A 15,198-nucleotide genomic window follows, 5' to 3' on the forward strand; every position below is an offset into this window, starting at 1 on the left:
AACTCCCTCACAAGCGCCCTTCGCGGCGCGGCAATGGAGCAACCCATGTCTGACGCCGTCCATCACGATCTCTCCGGCGATCGCATCACCGTCTCCGGCGATGCCGCGCGCCTCGCCTGGAACGCTACGCTCGAAGCGCTGATGGCCCATGCCGCGGCGACGCCCGAGCATCTCGCCCGGACGCTCGGCGCCGATCCCGACTTCGCGCTCGCCCATGCCGCCAAGGGACTGATGCTGCTCTCGCTGGCGCGCGCCGAGCTCGTCGCACCCGCCCGCGACTGCCTCGGCAAGGCGCGGGCTGCCGCTGTCCGACGGCCGGTCACGCGACGCGAGACGATGGTGATCGAGGCCTTGGCGCTGTGGCTCGACGACGCCCCGCGCCGGGCGGCCGAGCGGCTGGAGGCGATCCTGCTCGCCCATCCCTTCGACGTGCTCGCACTCAAGCTCTCGCACGGCCTGCGCTTCATGCTCGGCGATCAGGCGCAGATGCTGGCGACGCTGAACCGCTACGCACCGGGCTTCGGCGAGACCCATCCGCTCGCTGGCTTCGTCCATGGCTGCCATGCCTTCGCACTCGAAGAGCGGGGCTTCTATGCGCAGGCCGAGCGCACCGGCCGCCGCGCCGTGGCCCTGAGCCCGCGCGACGCCTGGGGCCGCCATGCCGTCGCCCATGTGCTGGAGATGACCGGCCGTGTCGACGAGGGCATCGCCTGGCTCGGCGACGGACGGCCTGTCGCCCATGCCAACAACCTGCGCTTCCACATCGTCTGGCATCTCGCCCTGTTCCGGCTGGAGCGCGGCGAGACCCCCGAGGTGCTGCGGCTCTATGACGAGGAGATCCGGGCCGAACCGACCGACGATTATCGCGACATCGCCAATGGCGCCTCGCTGCTCGCCCGGCTCGACTATGCCGGCGTCGATGTCGGCGATCGCTGGGAGGAGCTCGCGGCCAAGGCCGAAGGACGCATCCATGACGGCCGCCTCGTCTTCGCCGACCTGCACTATGCCCTGTCGCTGCTCGGTGCCGGCCATGCCGACGGGGCCGAGGCCATCGCCCGCAGCCTGATCGAGGATGCCGAGGCTCATCCCAGCGGCGAGCGGCGCGCTGCCGCCCGCAACGGTGCGTTCGCAGCCTTCGGGCTCATCGCCTTCCATGAGGGCGGCTATGACGAAGCCGCGCGGCTGCTCGGCTTGGCCCGCGACGGCTTGCTCGCGATCGGCGGCAGCCATGCCCAGCGCGATCTGTTCGAGCAGGCCCATGCCGAAAGCCTGATCCGGGCAGGCCAGCATGACCGCGCCGCCCAGCTCCTCGACGAACGTCTGACGCGGCGCGGCGGCAACAACCTCTTCGCCGCCCGCCGGCTGGCGCAGTTGCGCAGCCGCGGCGCGGGGCGGCTCGCCGCGCTCGCCGTCGCCTCGACACCGCTCGCCATCGCTCACTGAGATCCGGAAAGGACTCTCGCCATGACCACCGCGACCCTGACCCGCGGCTTCGCGCTGCCCTCGACCCGCACCGTGATCAACCTCGCCCTCGGCGGCTTTGCCGGCTTGGGTTTCTGGGAATTGTTCTCGGCCGTTCCGACCGCCTGGTTCGCCGAATATCCGCTGGAGCCGCCGGAGCTGGTGAAGTCGCTCTTCTTCCATCAGCTCGGCCTGATGATTTCGACGCCGACCGCCAAGCTGCTGCATTTCGTCACCGGCTTCCTGTTCTACCCGCTCGGCTACTGGGTCCTGACGCGCTGGGTGAAGAGCTTCGGCATGCCGGCCGATGGCTGGATCTGGGGCGTGATCACCTACTTCATCGCGCTCGCCTTCTTCGCGCCGCTGGCCGGGCAGCATTTCCTGCTGAACGATGTGCCGCGCCTCTCCTTCATGAGCCTCATCGGCCACGCGATCTACGGCTACCTCGCGGCCTATGTCTTCGAGGCGCTCGAAGCGCGCCGGGCCTGAGCGCAGGGGCAACGCCATGCTCCACAGACGCGCCTTCATCGCTCTCGCCACAGCGGCGCTGGTCGCCGCGGCAGCCGCAAGGGCCGAAGCGCCACGCCCGATCAACACGCTCGGCTCCGTGGAGGGTATCGCAATCCGCGGCTACGACCCCGTCGCCTATTTTCGCGATGGGGGGCCGCGGCCGGGCAAGCCGGAATTCGCACTCCGGTATGCCGGCGCCGTCTGGCATTTCGCCAGCGCCGAGCACAAGGCCCTGTTCGAGGCGGACCCGGAACGCTATGTGCCGGCCTATGGCGGGTACTGCGCCTATGGCACCTCGCGCGGCTATCTCGTGAAGATCGAGCCGGAGGCCTGGTCGATCGTCGATGGACGGCTCTACCTGAATTACGATCTCGGCGTGCGGGCGACCTGGCTCGGGCGGACGAAGACCTACATCGCCCGCGCCAATGCCGGTTGGCCACGGTTGACGGCGAGGGACATTCGCTGACGCCTTGCACGGCACCAGCCGACCGCCACGCAAGGCACCTGTTCGTCCGGGTACGCTTCTCAAGCCGGGAGCTTGCTCCTACGGTCACCGTCAGACACCGACGCGAACCCGGCTCAGGAAGGCTTCCATGGCGCGCCACAACTTCGTTCCGACCCGCTATTCGAACGTGCTCGCCACCCTGCCGCCAGTTTTGGAGATCGCCAGCGGCGACAGCGTCGTCACGACCACGCTGGATGCCGCCGGCTTCGGTGGCGATGGTGCACAGCATGCCCCGCGCGGCAACCCGATGACCGGACCGTTCTTCGTCACCGGCGCCGAACCCGGCGACGCGCTGCTGGTCACGATCGAGAGAATGACGCCGAACCGGAAGACCGGCTGGACCTATTCGCCGCTGGCGCCCGGCGTGCTCGACCCTTCGGTCCTGGCTGAGCTGCCGAAGCGCGAGCGCCATGAATGGGCGATCGACGCCGAGGCCGGCACGGTGAAGCTGCTGGAGCCTTCCGCTCGCATCAAGGACTGGAGCTTCCCGCTCGCGCCGATGATGGGCTGCTTCGGCGTCGCGCCCGAGCGCGGCCAGGCGATCTCGACCGCGACCAGCGGTGCCAATGGCGGCAATATGGACTACCGCCTGTTCGGGCCGGGCGCGACGATCGCCTTTCCGGTCTTCGTCGACGGCGCGCTGTTCTTCCTCGGCGACGGCCATGCCTGCCAGGGCGATGGCGAGATCGCCGGCACCGGCGTCGAGACCTCGTTCGAGGTCGAATTCACCGTGAAGCTCCTCAAGAAGCAGAACCTGCGCTGGCCGCGCTGCGAGACCGAGACCGACCTGCTGGTGATCGCCAGCGGGCGCCCGCTCGACCAGCCCCTCCAATTCGCAACGACGGAACTGCTGCGCTGGGTCGGTGATGCCCTCGGCGTCGATCCGATCGAGGCGAGCCACCTGCTCGGGCAGGCGGTACGCTACGACATCGCCAATGTCTTCAACCCCGCCTATTGCGTCGCCGCCCGGTTGGAGAAGACCGAGCTGACGCGCGCCATGTCGTTCCGCAATCGCGGCTGAGCGCTCCATCCCTTTCGAAACGCCGACCTAGAAGACCGACCATGCCCACCGACAAAGCCGCCCTGAAAGCCGAGCTGCTTCAGGCGATCGATGCGCGCCGCGACGAGATCGTCGAATTGCTGCGCCGCTTCCTGCGCATCAAGAGCGTCAACCCGCCGGGCGATACGCGCGAGGCGGCGGCCTTCGTGCGCGAACTGCTCGATGCCGCTGGCGTGGCGCATCGCACCGAAGCCTTCGTGCCGGAGATGCCGAATATCATCAGCCGCTGGGAGGCCGGAAAGCCCGGCCGCCATCTCATGCTCAACGGCCATATGGATATCTTCCCGGTCACCAACGAGAAGCTCTGGGAAGCGGAGGTCATCGACGGCAAGATCATGGGCCGCGGCGCTTCCGACATGAAGACCGGGACGCTGGCCTCAATCCTCGCCTTCTGCCAGCTCTATCCCCACCGCGAGAAGCTCAACGGCGCGCTGTCGCTGACCGTAGTCTCGGACGAGCAGTCGGGTGGCCGCTACGGCACGAAGTTCCTGTTCGACGAGTTCGGCGACGAGATGGAAGCCGATTGCTGCCTCAATGGCGAGCCGAGCGGGCTTGCCAATCTGCGCTTCACCGAGAAGGGCACCTTGCGCTTCTCGCTCTCGGCCAAGAGCATCGGCGGCCATGGCGGCTACGCTCACCGGGCGCGCAACCCGATCGCGGATGTGAGCCGGCTCGTGACCGCAATCTATGACCGCTACCATCTCAAGCTCGCCGCACTGCCGCCCGAGATCGATGCGGTGCTGACCTCGGCCGAGACGATCGCGGCGGCCGATCTCAATCTCGGCAAGGGCGCCGGCGATGTCGCCCGGCGCATCACCGTCAATGTCGGCATCCTGCAGGGCGGACAGAAGGCGACGCAGATCCCGACGCATTGCATCGCCCATCTCGACATACGCATCCCGATCGGCTCCGACCGCGACGCGATCCGCGCCGATCTCGAAGCGCTCGCCCGCGAAGCCGGTTGCGAGATGGTGGTCAACGAGGATCACAGCTACCCGGCGAGCCTGACCGATCCGTTCGGCGAGATGGCCAATATCCTGCGCGGCAACATCCGCGATCTGCTCGGCCATGACGCGCCGCCGGTGTCGAGCCTCGGCGGCACCGACACGCGCTACTGGCGCTGGCGCGGCGTGCCGGCCCTCATCTGCGGGCCATCGCCGATCAGCATGGGCACCGACGAGGAGCATGTCACCATCGACGAGGCGATCGCGGTGATGAAGCTACATGTCGCCTGCGCGGTCGACTATCTCGGCTCGGCCGGCTCGGCGGCCGAGTAGCGATCAGGCTGCGGGGACAGGCGCCGCTTCGGCGAGCAGTCCCTCGGCCTTGAGCTCACGCCAGAGCGCGGCCGGGACCGGCCGCGCGACGAGGTCCAGATTGCGCGCGACCTCCTGCGGCGTCACCGCGCCGAGCACGATCGTCGCCACTGCCGGATGGGCGGCGCAGAAGGCGAGCGCGGCCTGCGGGAGGGCGACGCCATGGCTGGCGCAGACCGTCTCGATCCGGGTAACGCGTGCGAGAACCTCGGGCGGCGCCGGCTTGTAGTTGTAGAAGGCGCCGGGCCTGGCGCCGGTAGCTAGGATGCCGGAATTGAAGACGCCGGCCAGCATCACCGCGATCTTCTTATGCAGCGCCAGCGGCAGGAATTCCGTTAGCGCGTCCTGCTCCAGCAGCGAGTAGCGGCCGGCCAGCATCATCACGTCGAAATCACCCGCGCGGGCGAAGCGCACGCACATCTCGGCTTCGTTGACGCCGACGCCGATCGCCTTGACCGCGCCGGATGAGCGCAGCTTCTCAAGGGCGCGATAGGCGCCGTCCATCGCTTCGGTGAAACGCTGCTCCATCCGGTCGCCATGGGTCCAGATATCGACGTCGTGGATCAGCAGGATGTCGATATGGTCGGCGCCAAGCCGGAGCAGCGACTGCTCGAAGGAGCGCATCGCGCCATCATAGGAATAGTCGATCACCGCCGGATGCGGCAGGCCGCCGGCATAGCCGGAGCCGTCGCCTTTCGGCTGGCCGGCCTGCATCCAGCGGCCGACCTTGGTCGAGATGATGACACTGTCGCGCGGCACGCTGCGCAGGGCCGCGCCGATGCGATGCTCGGAGAGGCCGTGGCCGTAGAGCGGCGCGGTGTCGACGAGGTTGATGCCGGCCGCGAGCGCGGCTCGGACCGTATCCTGCGCCGTGACCTCGTCGAGATGCCCGTAGAGATCGCCGAGCGGGGCGCCGCCGAAGCCGATCAGGCTGGGGACGAGACCCGCGAAAGGACGGCCACGCGGAACGGGACCCGGATTCGTCCCGGATCGGGGGAGTTCAGCAGGGTTCGTCATAGCGGGTCCGCAAGGCAGAAGGGAGCGGCAGAGTTGCGGATCGCCCGAGGGCGCGCAAGCCCGCCCTCGCCTCAGGCCCCGACCTTGGCGAGCACGTCGGCCCGCAGGAAACGCTCGATGAACAGCATGAACAGCACCGAGGGCACGAGCAGGATCAACGCCGTGATCGAGGCGACCTGATAATTGCCGCCCATCGCCGCGTTGTAGAGCAGGAGCGGCAGTGTCGTGACCTGCGGCACGCCGACGAAGAAGGTGCCGGTGAACTCGTCGAGCGATTCCAGGAAGACGAAGATGCCGCTGGCGATGATGCCGGGCGCCGCAAGCGGCAGCGTCACCGAGAAGAAGGTCTTGAGCGGCGAAGCCCCGATATTGCGCGCCGCGAGCTCCAGGTCCTTGTCGACGGCGGCGAAGGCGGCGGCCGCGATCCAGACGGAATAGACCAGGCCATGCGCGGCATGGACGAGCACGACGGCGAAGACCGTGCCGTTGATGCCGATATTGTAGAAGACGCGGGCGACGTTGATGTAGATCGCGACCGAGGGGAAGGCCTGCGGCAGCAGGAAGAGCACCATGAAGAAAGCACGCGCCGGCAGCTTGAGCCGCGCCAGCGCGTAGCCGGCGGGGATCGAGAGCGCGAGCGCGACGAGCACCGTCAGCACCGCGATCCAGACCGAAGTCGCGAGCGAGGCCATGGCGTCGCCGGTCGGGCGGAAGACCTGCTCCCAGTAGCGCGTGCCGTAGACGACCGGCAGCTTGTAGGGCGTGTACCAGCGCTCGGCGACGGACCAGAGCGCCAGATTGACCAGCGGCCCGATCAGGAAGAAGGCGAAGGCCGCGAGCGCGAAGGCCGCCAGGACCATGCGCAGGCCGGAGACGGCCCGGATCATGGCGTGCCCTCCTTGGCCATGCCGCGCTTGAGGTAGATGATCGCAGCACCAGCCGAGATCAGGTAGGTGATCACGCCGAGCGCATTGGCCGTGGCGTAGTCGCCATAGGCGTTGATGCGGAAGGCCATGTCGACGGTCAGCATGGTCGGCTGCGAGCCGGCCACCATCATCGGCACCGAGAGCACCGAGAGCATCGTCACGAAGGAGAGGACGAGCGCGACGAGAAGCTGCGGCATCACTTGCGGCAGGGCAAGCTCTACCAGCACGCGCATGCGCGATGCCCCGAGATTACGGCCAGCCTCCAGCGTGGCGCGATCAAGCGCGGCCAGCGCGCCGGCGAGCAGCAGCGCGACGAAGGGCGTCTGCTTCCAGACGAAGGTCGCGATGATGCCGCGCCAGTCGAGGAAGCTGACCGCCTGCAACGGCTCCATCAGGCCCATGGAGACGAAGGTGTTGTTCATCAGCCCGTTCTTGGCGAGGAAGGTGCGCATGCACTGCGCCGCGACGATGAAGGGGATGAAGAGCGGCCAGCGATAGAGCGCTTTCAGCGTGCCGACGATGTAGCGGTTCTCGCCGAGCGTCAGCGTTCCGGCGATGATGATGGCGGCGAGCCCGGTGAAGAAGCAGGAGGCGAGCACGATGACGACGGTGAAGACGACGTCGCCGGAATAGAGCTCCCAGGCCTTGCCGAAGGCCTGCAGCGAGAAGCCGCCCTGCGGGCCGGTGAAGGCCGAGATCAGCGAGAAGCAGAGCGGATAAAGGAACAGCGCCGCGACGAGCGCGAGGCCGGGCGCGATCAGCAGCAAGGCGAGGTTGCGTTGGGACAGGCTCATGATGAGCGGCGCTCTCCGCGACGGATGGTCAAATGGATATCCGGAACCGCGAGGTCATCCCGGACAAGCGGCGAGGCCGCGCCGATCCGGGATCCATGCCTGAACCGTTCCGGAATGGATCCCGGGTCTGCGCTTCGCTCCGCCCGGGATGACACGGTGTTTCTCCGCGTCATCCCGTCAGGCGAACCTCAGTTCGCGACCTTCTTCTCGTAGCCCTCGAGGATGTCGTTGAAGTAGGGCGCGATCGGGAAGGGCTTGCCGTTCTTGGCGAGCTCGGCCGGCGTCACGTCCGTGAAGAGCTTGTCCCAGGCGGCCTTGTCGAGCTTGCCCTCGAGGTTCTTGGCGTCGATGCCCGGATACCAGTTGAACTTCTTGACGATGCCGTCAGCCTGCACCTGCGGCGAGGTCGCGAGCGCGATGAAGGCCTCGGCCAGCTTCTTCTGGGCCGACTTCTCCGGCACGGCGTAATACATCGGCTGGCCGGGCATGCCGGGCGAGACGAGCTTGAGCTTCATGTTCGGGGGCAGCTTGCCGTCGGCCTGCCAGGAATAGAACATGTCGACCCAGACCGGGCCGATCGCGATCTCGCCGCGGTTCAGCATGTCGAGCGTGCCGGCATTGCCGGGGGTGATCACGGCGTTCTTGTTGAACTCCTTGAGATCGGCGAAGGCCTTGTCCCAGCTGGTCTTGGTGGCCGCGTCATAGGGGCCCTTCATCAGCTTGTCGGCGTCGCCGCCGAAGGCATAGACCCAGCCGGCGACGAAGGAGACGCCGGACATGCCGCCCTTGATGCCGTTATAGCCGAACTGCTTGGGGTTCTTCTTGGCCCAGTCGGCGAGCTCGGCGAAGGTCGCCGGCGGCGTCTTGACCATGTCGGCATTGTAGGCGAGCGCGGTCTGCGACTGGAACATCGGGATGACGAAGCCGCCGACATCGGTGCCGAGCGCGTTCTTGGCGGCGTCGCCGGTGGCGAGCTTCGCCGTCTCGACATTGCCCGTGTACTTGTTCAGCAGGCCTTCCTTGACCATCTGGCCGGCGGCCTTCTGGTGGATGACGACCACGTCGAAATCGGTCGTGGCAGCGCCCTTCTGGGCGTCGAGCTTCTCGTAGATCTTCTGCGAACCGGAATCGCCCGGGCCGGTGCCGACCGAGACGACCTTCACGCCCGGATTGGCCTTCTCGAACATCGGCCCGAGATAGTCCTTGACGTAGTCGACCATGTTCTGGTCGCCGGCGGAGGCGACATTGAGGGTCTGCGCGGATAGCGGCGATGCCACGATCAGCGCGGCGAGCGAGCAGGCAAGCGTGAGGATGCGCATGTGTCTGACTCCCTGTCAGGCGGCAATCCCGGCCTCGGCCGCCGGGAAGATGTGAAGGCGCTGCAGCGGAATGCGCAGCCCGACCTTCGTTCCGAGTTCGTGACGGGCGACATCGTCGACCGTGATCTGGCGGCCGGCGGCTTCGACCTTGTAGCGGTAGATGCCACCGGGATAGGCGCGCGCGGCGATGGTGCCGGGCACGACGAGATCGCCACCGGCAGCCGCTGCATCATGCGCGTCGAGGCTCGCGACGTCGTCGCGGAAATAGGCGAGTGCCTCGCCGGCCGGCAGAGTGGCCGCGGCGGCACCCGTCAGCGTCGCGCGGGCATCGCCAGCGGAGACGGAAGCCTGAGCCTCGCCGCTGGTGATGCTGAGCGGGAGAACGTTCTCCGCGCCCATGAAATTGGCGACGAAGGCGCTGGCCGGGCGGTCATAGACCTCCTCGGGCGTGCCGACCTGCGCGACGCGACCGGCCTGCATGATCACCAGCCGGTCGGCCATCGTCATCGCCTCCTCGCGGTCATGGGTGACGTGGACGGCGGTGAGGCCGAGCCGCTGCTGGATGGCGCGGATCTCGTGGCGCATCACCATGCGGATCTTGGCATCGAGATTGGAGAGAGGCTCGTCGAGCAGCAGGATGCCGGGATCGATGGCGAGCGCGCGGCCGAGCGCGACGCGCTGGCGCTGGCCGCCGGAGAGCGCCGTGACCTTGCGGTCCTCGTAACCGGCAAGGCCGAGGAAATTCAGCATCTCGCCGACCTTGGCGGCGATCTCGGCCTTCGACTTGCCGCGCAGCTTCAGGCCATAGCCGATGTTCTGGAGCACGGTCATATGCGGCCAGAGCGCATAGGACTGGAAGACCATGGCCATGCCGCGCTTTTCCGGCGGCAGGCCGGCGACATCGCGGCCACCGACGACGATCGAGCCATCCTCGACCGGGACGAAACCGGAGAGCGAGCGCAGCAGCGTGGTCTTGCCGCAGCCGGAGGAGCCGAGGAGCGCGGTGAAGCTGCCGGGGGTAAAGTCCAGATCGATCCCGTGCAGCACGCGCGTGCCGCCATAGGCGACCTTGAGGCCGCGCACGCCGATGGCCGCGCCGCTACCCGCTCTGGCTTGCGTTTCCGGCTGCAAGGCGCCTACTCCCCCGGTTCTGCTCTTATCGCCTGACAATGGAATATTTCTTCCATCGCCGGCTCAGTTGAAATAAACGTTACGTACGGGGCGCAGTCTATGCAAGAGCTTTGTGAAACTCGGATGACAGCGCGGATTCATTCTCTCTGGCTGATGCCGGCGCCTTCCGATGAAGCGCTGCTGGCCGGCATCGTCGGCGAGTTGTCCGGCCGCTTCGGCACCCCGCTGTTCGCCCCGCACCTGACATTGCAGGGCGACACGGAGACGACGCCTGCCGCGCTGGAGCACGCGATCACGGCCGTCGCGGACACCGTCGAGGCCTTCTCGGAGCCGGTCACGGCCGTCGAGGGTATCGAGAGCTATTTCCGCTCGTTCTACGCGCGCTTCGCCGCCTCAGCCCCGCTCACGACGCTGAAACGTACGCTCGACCCGGATGATTCCACGCCTTTCATGCCGCATGTCTCGCTGCTCTACGGGGCGGTCGAGCCATCCGCGAAGGCGGCGGCGATCGCTGAGATCGGCGCCCGCCTCGCGGGACGCACCATCCGCTTCGACCGGATCGGCATCGTGACCTCCGGCCAGGATGTGCCCATCGCCGACTGGCGGGTCGTCGCGAGTGTCGCGCTGCGGTCGTAGTTCGCACAGCGTTACAAAATGGCGTGTCATCCCGGACGCAGCGAAGCGGAGATCCGGGATCCATGCCGGAACCTATTTTGGAAACGCTCTGGCATGGATCTCGGGTCAAGCCCGGGATGACCAGGTGTTTCCGAGGGAACCCATAAACCCCGCACACAAAGCGACTACTCCCCTGTCAGCTCCCGATTGCGGCGGCTGACCTCGTCGCTGTAGCGCTTGATCGCATGCGCCTCGCTGAGAATGCCGACGAGGCGGCGGCTATCGCGATCGGCGACGACAGGCAGCGCCTCGCTCTCGGCCGCCTCGAACAATTTCAGCGTGTCGCGCACCGACATGTCGGCGAGCAGCATCCGATCGGGATTGCGCAGGAGATGACGCACGGTACGCGGCGCGGGCTCCGCCGCCGCCTCCTCGTCCAGAGCCGGGTCCGGCTCGTAAAGCGCGCCCGGCGGCACCATGCCGGCATAGGCGCCGCCTGGACCGACAGCGACGAGGTAATTGGTCGAGCCCGGCGGATATTTCAGCCGCGCCTCGGCGATGGTGGCGTCAGCCGCGATCTTCGGCACCTCCAGGCGCATCATGCTGCCGGCGGTGAGATCGCGCATCCAGCCGACATCATGGGCGCCGCGGATGCTCTCGCCGCGCAGATGGAAGCGCCAGGTCGCGAAGGAGAAGCCGAACAGGCGGCGCGTCACCAGCGAAGCCGCACCGGCGGCGCCGACCACGGCCAGCGTCAATTTGAGATCGCCGGTCATTTCGAGCGCGAGCAGGGTCATGGTCATCGGCCCGCCGACGATCGAGACCGCGAGCGAGCTCATGCCGACCAGCGCGAACAGCGTCTCGTGCCCGGCGAGGTTCGGAAAGGCGAGCGTCAGCAGGCCGATGAAGAGGCGCCCGGTCAGCACCCCGAGCAGGAGCGAAGCGAAGAACAGGCCGCCACGGAAGCCGGAGCCGATCGAAACCGATGAGGCCAGCGCCTTGGCGACAAGCACCAGCGCGAACAACCCCAGGCTGGCGTCGATGCCGAGATAGAGATTGATCGCGCCATGGCCGGCCGAGAAGACCGAGGGGTTCCAAATCGCCAGCGCCCCGACGAGGAGACCGCCGAAGGCCGGCCTGAGCCAGGTCGGAATCCGCGAGCGGCGGAAGCCCGCCTCGACGAAGGCGGCGGCGCGCATCACGACGATGCCGACGAGACCGCAGGTGGCGCCGAGCAGGACGACCAGAGGCAGGTTCGCCATCGTGATCAGGCCGATCGGGGGGACCTCGACGGCGAGCAGTGCCGGCGCGAGCACGCTGTGGGTGACGGTCGCCATGAAGGTCGCGGCCATCACCGGCACGAAGGCGGCGATCGAGTAGCTGCCGAGGATCAGTTCGAAGGCATAGAAGGCGCCGGTCAGCGGCGCATCGAAAGCCGCGCCGATGGCGCCGCTGGCCGCGCAGCCGACCATCAGGCGCATATCCGCCCGGCGCAGGCGCAGGCGCCGGCCGATATGCGAGGCAAGCCCGCTCGCGGCCTGCGTATAGCCGGCTTCAAGGCCGACCGACGCCCCCGCGCCGCTGGAGCCCATCGTCTGGAGCGCGACGAAGGCGCTGTCGCGCAAGGACATACGCCCGCCATGCAGCGCATTGGCCTCGATCGGGTCGATCGGCTGCTTGCGGCGGCGAAAGAACAGCCAGGAGGCGCAGCCGATGGCGAGGCCGCCGAGAACCGGCCCGGCCAGGGCCCGCCAGGGCGGGATCGTCGTGGCGATCGAGAGCCGCTGACCAAGCGGCAGCCCGAAGATCACTTCATGCAGGAGCTGCGTCGTGAAGGACATCGCTAGTACGACAAGCCCGGCGAGCACGCCGACCACGCAGGCCAGCACCACGATGCCGATTTCGCTGGAGCGGACGAGCGCGCGCCAGCCCTGCGGCGCATCGCCCTCTCCGGCCGGCGTTTTCGAGGCTTTCACGGTGATCACGGCAAGGCCCATCAGGCTCGTTCGTCACGTCCGCCCGCGGTCGCATATCGAAGCGGCGGGAACAAGACGAACTGGCGATGGCAGCCTTGCCCCGGCCGCAGGGCAGCTAGGAAATGGGCACCGCAAGCCCCGTCTTGACCCGGTCCATGGCGACGAAGGAGCGGAACTTGCGGATGTTCGGGTTGGCGAAGAACAGTCGCCGCGTCAGCGCCTCATAGGCCGCCATGCTCGGCACCAGCACGACCAGCATGAAATCGACCTCACCGGTGACGTAATAGCATTGCTGCACCTCCGTCGCGGCGAGGAAGGCGCTCTTGGCCGCATCGATGTCGGGCGCGGTCTCGCTGACCAGCTCGATCTCGACGAAGAGCGTGATCGGATGGCCGAGCGCCGCTGGGTCCACCACCGCGACATTGGCGCGGATCACGCCGTTCGCCTCCATCCGGCGGATGCGGCGCTGCACGGCCGGCGCCGACAGGTTGACGCGCTCGCCGATCACCCGCTGCGGCGTGGTGTTGTCCTGCTGGAGGATGGCGAGGATCGCCCGGTCGAAGGCATCGAGATCATGAGCAGTCGGCTCAGCCATACCCCATCCCGCGAAAGAAACTTGCAAGGCTTACAGCCAAATCCAGCGCCTTTTTCACTCGCGATGCAATATCCATTCAGGCATTCAGCCAGACGAGGCCACCATGTTCCTGCTCAACCATCATCCGGACTACCGCTCCGCCCTGCATCCGGAGGATGTCGAGACGCTGGGGCCGGCCGGGGCTGACGCGATCGCGGCCCATCTGGCGGAGCGGCCCAACCATGTGCCGACGCCGCTCCACAGCCTGCCGGCTCTCGCCGCCGCGCTCGGGATCGGCGCGCTCTTCATCAAGGACGAGGGCCAGCGCCTCGGGCTCGGCAGCTTCAAGGCGCTCGGCGGCGCTTATGCGGTGATCCGGCTCGCGCTGGAAGCGGCCTCCGAAAAGCTCGGCCGCCGGCTCGGCGACGCCGACATGAACGACCCCGCCGTGCGCGACGCCGCGGCCGGCATGACCTTCGCCTGCGCGACCGACGGCAACCATGGCCGTTCGGTGGCCCAGGGCGCGCAACTGCTCGGCGCGAAGGCCGTGATCTTCGTGCATGGCGGCGTCAGCGACGAGCGCGTCGCGGCCATCGCCCGCTTCGGTGCCGAGATGGTGCGGGTCGACGGCACCTATGACGATTCCGTGGTCGAGGCGGCCCGCGTCGCGACCGAACGCGGCTGGACCATCGTCTCCGACACCTCCTGGGACGGCTACGAACGCATCCCCGGCCTGGTCATGCAGGGCTACACCGCCATCGCCCGCGAGGGGCTGGCCCAGATGCCGGAGCGCCCGACGCATGTCTTCGTGCAGGCTGGCGTCGGCGGTATCGCCGCCGCCCTCGCCGCGCAGATGCAGACCAGCTTCGGAGAAGAGCGGCCGTTTTTCACCGTGGTCGAGCCCTCCCGCGCGGCTTGCATCTTCGAGGCGGCCAAGAACGGCAAGCCCGGCAAGATCCCGCATGGCGCGCCGACCGTGATGGCGATGCTCGAATGCTACGATCCCTCGCCGCTGGCGCTGCGCGTGCTCTACCGCTCTGCGGATGCCTTCCTGACGGCCGAGGATGCCGATGCGGTGGAAGCGATGAACCGCTTGGCACGACCGACCGCTGGGGACCCGGCCATCGTTGCCGGCGAAAGCGGCGGAGCCGGGCTAGCCGGGCTTCTGGCGGTCCTGCGCGATCCGCAGGCGCGCGCGGCGTTGAAGCTCGACGGCAGTTCCCGTGTCTTCCTCGTCAACACCGAGGGGGCAACCGACCCGGCGCGCTATGCCGAGCTCGTCGGCCTCAAGCCGGAGGAGGTCGCTTGACCATGCAGGGCGGCGCGCGTCTGACGCTGCATTCGCAGAGCCATTCGCCCTATGCGCGCAAGACCATCGTCTTCGCACATGAAGCGGGCATCGCCGACCGGCTCGCGATCGTCGATCAGGAGACCAGCCCGACCAACCGCAACCCCGAGGTTTTCGCCGTCAACCCACTCGGCAAGGTGCCGGTCCTGGTCACGCCGGAAGCAGGCGCGATCTTCGACTCGCTGGTGATCTGCGACTATCTCGACGGACTGCATGACGGCCGCCGATTGATCCCCGCCGAGGGCAGCGCGCGCTGGCAGGCGCTGCGCCTCCATGCGATCGCGCAAGGGCTTTGCGATGCCGGCATCGCATTGCGCTGGGAGACCCTGCGTCGGCCGGAGCATCTGCGCTATCCCCCCTTGAGCGAGGGGCAGACGGCGAAGCTCGTCGAATCCTTCGACGTGCTGGAGCGCAACGAGAGCTTCGAGGAGCCCGTGCATATCGGCCATATCGGACTGGCCACGGCGCTTGCATGGCTGGAATTCCGCAACCTCCCGGATTTCCGGACCGGGCGGCCAAGGCTGACACACTGGTACGAGGCCTTCTCGCGACGCCCCTCGATGCAGGCGACCGCCTATCACGGCGAGACGCAGGACCGGCCGGCGGCGCGGGCCATTGCCGGATGACCCACTGACGTCGTAGCACA

At 67.7% G+C, this 15,198-nt stretch carries 15 protein-coding genes; 8 read left to right on the forward strand and 7 right to left on the reverse strand.

Going from position 1 to position 15,198, the window contains the following annotated elements:
- Positions 1-45: 45 nt before the first annotated feature.
- The 5 genes from AC6RIC_RS26185 to AC6RIC_RS26205 all read left to right on the forward strand — a co-directional run bounded on the left by AC6RIC_RS26185 (position 46) and on the right by AC6RIC_RS26205 (position 4,813).
- Positions 46-1,443: a tetratricopeptide repeat protein gene (locus AC6RIC_RS26185; protein ID WP_499734566.1), complete on the forward strand. Its 1,398-nt coding sequence runs from the start codon at positions 46-48 to the stop codon at positions 1,441-1,443.
- A 21-nt stretch (positions 1,444-1,464) separates the two neighbouring features.
- Complete coding sequence (locus AC6RIC_RS26190) at positions 1,465-1,950, forward strand: hypothetical protein (RefSeq protein ID WP_499734567.1); 486 nt, start codon at positions 1,465-1,467, stop codon at positions 1,948-1,950.
- 16 nt (positions 1,951-1,966) lie between these two features.
- On the forward strand, positions 1,967-2,437 hold the full coding sequence (locus tag AC6RIC_RS26195; RefSeq protein WP_499734568.1) for a YHS domain-containing (seleno)protein: 471 nt from the start codon (positions 1,967-1,969) through the stop codon (positions 2,435-2,437).
- A 127-nt stretch (positions 2,438-2,564) separates the two neighbouring features.
- Entirely contained in the window at positions 2,565-3,497 is a 933-nt protein-coding gene (locus AC6RIC_RS26200) for an acetamidase/formamidase family protein (protein WP_499734569.1), read from the forward strand.
- A 41-nt stretch (positions 3,498-3,538) separates the two neighbouring features.
- The gene (locus tag AC6RIC_RS26205) at positions 3,539-4,813 is read left to right on the forward strand and encodes a M20/M25/M40 family metallo-hydrolase (RefSeq protein WP_499734570.1); all 1,275 of its coding nucleotides are present in this window, start codon (positions 3,539-3,541) and stop codon (positions 4,811-4,813) included.
- Between the two features lie 3 nt (positions 4,814-4,816).
- On the opposite strand, the gene AC6RIC_RS26210 is transcribed toward AC6RIC_RS26205, so the two are convergent.
- From AC6RIC_RS26210 to AC6RIC_RS26230, 5 genes are all read right to left on the reverse strand, one after another.
- Positions 4,817-5,869 carry an aldo/keto reductase gene (locus tag AC6RIC_RS26210; protein WP_499734571.1) on the reverse strand — a complete coding sequence of 351 codons (1,053 nt, stop codon included), beginning with the start codon at positions 5,867-5,869 and terminating at the stop codon, positions 4,817-4,819.
- Positions 5,870-5,940: 71 nt separating this feature from the next.
- The gene (locus tag AC6RIC_RS26215) at positions 5,941-6,756 is read right to left on the reverse strand and encodes an ABC transporter permease (RefSeq protein ID WP_293808591.1); all 816 of its coding nucleotides are present in this window, start codon (positions 6,754-6,756) and stop codon (positions 5,941-5,943) included.
- Positions 6,753-7,583, reverse strand: a complete 831-nt coding sequence (locus AC6RIC_RS26220) for an ABC transporter permease subunit (protein WP_494585898.1) — start codon at positions 7,581-7,583, stop codon at positions 6,753-6,755. Before AC6RIC_RS26220 ends, AC6RIC_RS26215 begins: the two co-directional genes overlap by 4 nt.
- Positions 7,584-7,777: 194 nt before the next feature.
- Positions 7,778-8,908: an ABC transporter substrate-binding protein gene (locus AC6RIC_RS26225; RefSeq protein ID WP_499734572.1), complete on the reverse strand. Its 1,131-nt coding sequence runs from the start codon at positions 8,906-8,908 to the stop codon at positions 7,778-7,780.
- A gap of 15 nt (positions 8,909-8,923) precedes the next feature.
- Positions 8,924-10,039 carry an ABC transporter ATP-binding protein gene (locus tag AC6RIC_RS26230; protein WP_454658779.1) on the reverse strand — a complete coding sequence of 372 codons (1,116 nt, stop codon included), beginning with the start codon at positions 10,037-10,039 and terminating at the stop codon, positions 8,924-8,926.
- A 123-nt stretch (positions 10,040-10,162) separates the two neighbouring features.
- Between AC6RIC_RS26230 and AC6RIC_RS26235 the strand changes: the two genes are divergently transcribed.
- Positions 10,163-10,675 (forward strand): 2'-5' RNA ligase family protein, encoded by a 513-nt coding sequence (locus AC6RIC_RS26235; RefSeq protein ID WP_499734573.1) that lies wholly within the window; start codon positions 10,163-10,165, stop codon positions 10,673-10,675.
- A 164-nt stretch (positions 10,676-10,839) separates the two neighbouring features.
- On the opposite strand, the gene AC6RIC_RS26240 is transcribed toward AC6RIC_RS26235, so the two are convergent.
- Both AC6RIC_RS26240 and AC6RIC_RS26245 read right to left on the reverse strand, forming a co-directional pair.
- Positions 10,840-12,651 carry a chloride channel protein gene (locus AC6RIC_RS26240; RefSeq protein WP_499734574.1) on the reverse strand — a complete coding sequence of 604 codons (1,812 nt, stop codon included), beginning with the start codon at positions 12,649-12,651 and terminating at the stop codon, positions 10,840-10,842.
- 94 nt (positions 12,652-12,745) lie between these two features.
- The gene (locus AC6RIC_RS26245) at positions 12,746-13,225 is read right to left on the reverse strand and encodes an Lrp/AsnC family transcriptional regulator (protein ID WP_499734575.1); all 480 of its coding nucleotides are present in this window, start codon (positions 13,223-13,225) and stop codon (positions 12,746-12,748) included.
- 103 nt (positions 13,226-13,328) lie between these two features.
- Here AC6RIC_RS26245 and AC6RIC_RS26250 point away from each other — a divergent pair, with 103 nt between their 5' ends.
- Positions 13,329-14,513, forward strand: coding sequence for a diaminopropionate ammonia-lyase (locus AC6RIC_RS26250; RefSeq protein WP_499734576.1), 1,185 nt, complete (start codon positions 13,329-13,331; stop codon positions 14,511-14,513).
- Between the two features lie 2 nt (positions 14,514-14,515).
- Positions 14,516-15,178 (forward strand): glutathione S-transferase family protein, encoded by a 663-nt coding sequence (locus tag AC6RIC_RS26255; protein WP_499736663.1) that lies wholly within the window; start codon positions 14,516-14,518, stop codon positions 15,176-15,178.
- Positions 15,179-15,198: the final 20 nt, after the last annotated feature.

The organism is Allobosea sp. TBD101, assembly GCF_059817965.1.

Excerpts from the sequence above, each read along its gene's own strand:
- AC6RIC_RS26235 (WP_499734573.1), top strand. The coding sequence starts at position 10,163 with ATGACAGCGCGGATTCATTCTCTCTGGCTGATGCCGGCGCCTTCCGAT.
- AC6RIC_RS26245 (WP_499734575.1), bottom strand. The coding sequence starts at position 13,225 with ATGGCTGAGCCGACTGCTCATGATCTCGATGCCTTCGACCGGGCGATC.
- AC6RIC_RS26225 (WP_499734572.1), bottom strand. The coding sequence starts at position 8,908 with ATGCGCATCCTCACGCTTGCCTGCTCGCTCGCCGCGCTGATCGTGGCA.
- AC6RIC_RS26250 (WP_499734576.1), top strand. The coding sequence starts at position 13,329 with ATGTTCCTGCTCAACCATCATCCGGACTACCGCTCCGCCCTGCATCCG.
- AC6RIC_RS26195 (WP_499734568.1), top strand. The coding sequence starts at position 1,967 with ATGCTCCACAGACGCGCCTTCATCGCTCTCGCCACAGCGGCGCTGGTC.
- AC6RIC_RS26255 (WP_499736663.1), top strand. The coding sequence starts at position 14,516 with ATGCAGGGCGGCGCGCGTCTGACGCTGCATTCGCAGAGCCATTCGCCC.
- AC6RIC_RS26205 (WP_499734570.1), top strand. The coding sequence starts at position 3,539 with ATGCCCACCGACAAAGCCGCCCTGAAAGCCGAGCTGCTTCAGGCGATC.
- AC6RIC_RS26215 (WP_293808591.1), bottom strand. The coding sequence starts at position 6,756 with ATGATCCGGGCCGTCTCCGGCCTGCGCATGGTCCTGGCGGCCTTCGCG.
- AC6RIC_RS26210 (WP_499734571.1), bottom strand. The coding sequence starts at position 5,869 with ATGACGAACCCTGCTGAACTCCCCCGATCCGGGACGAATCCGGGTCCC.
- AC6RIC_RS26200 (WP_499734569.1), top strand. The coding sequence starts at position 2,565 with ATGGCGCGCCACAACTTCGTTCCGACCCGCTATTCGAACGTGCTCGCC.
- AC6RIC_RS26240 (WP_499734574.1), bottom strand. The coding sequence starts at position 12,651 with ATGGGCCTTGCCGTGATCACCGTGAAAGCCTCGAAAACGCCGGCCGGA.
- AC6RIC_RS26190 (WP_499734567.1), top strand. The coding sequence starts at position 1,465 with ATGACCACCGCGACCCTGACCCGCGGCTTCGCGCTGCCCTCGACCCGC.
- AC6RIC_RS26185 (WP_499734566.1), top strand. The coding sequence starts at position 46 with ATGTCTGACGCCGTCCATCACGATCTCTCCGGCGATCGCATCACCGTC.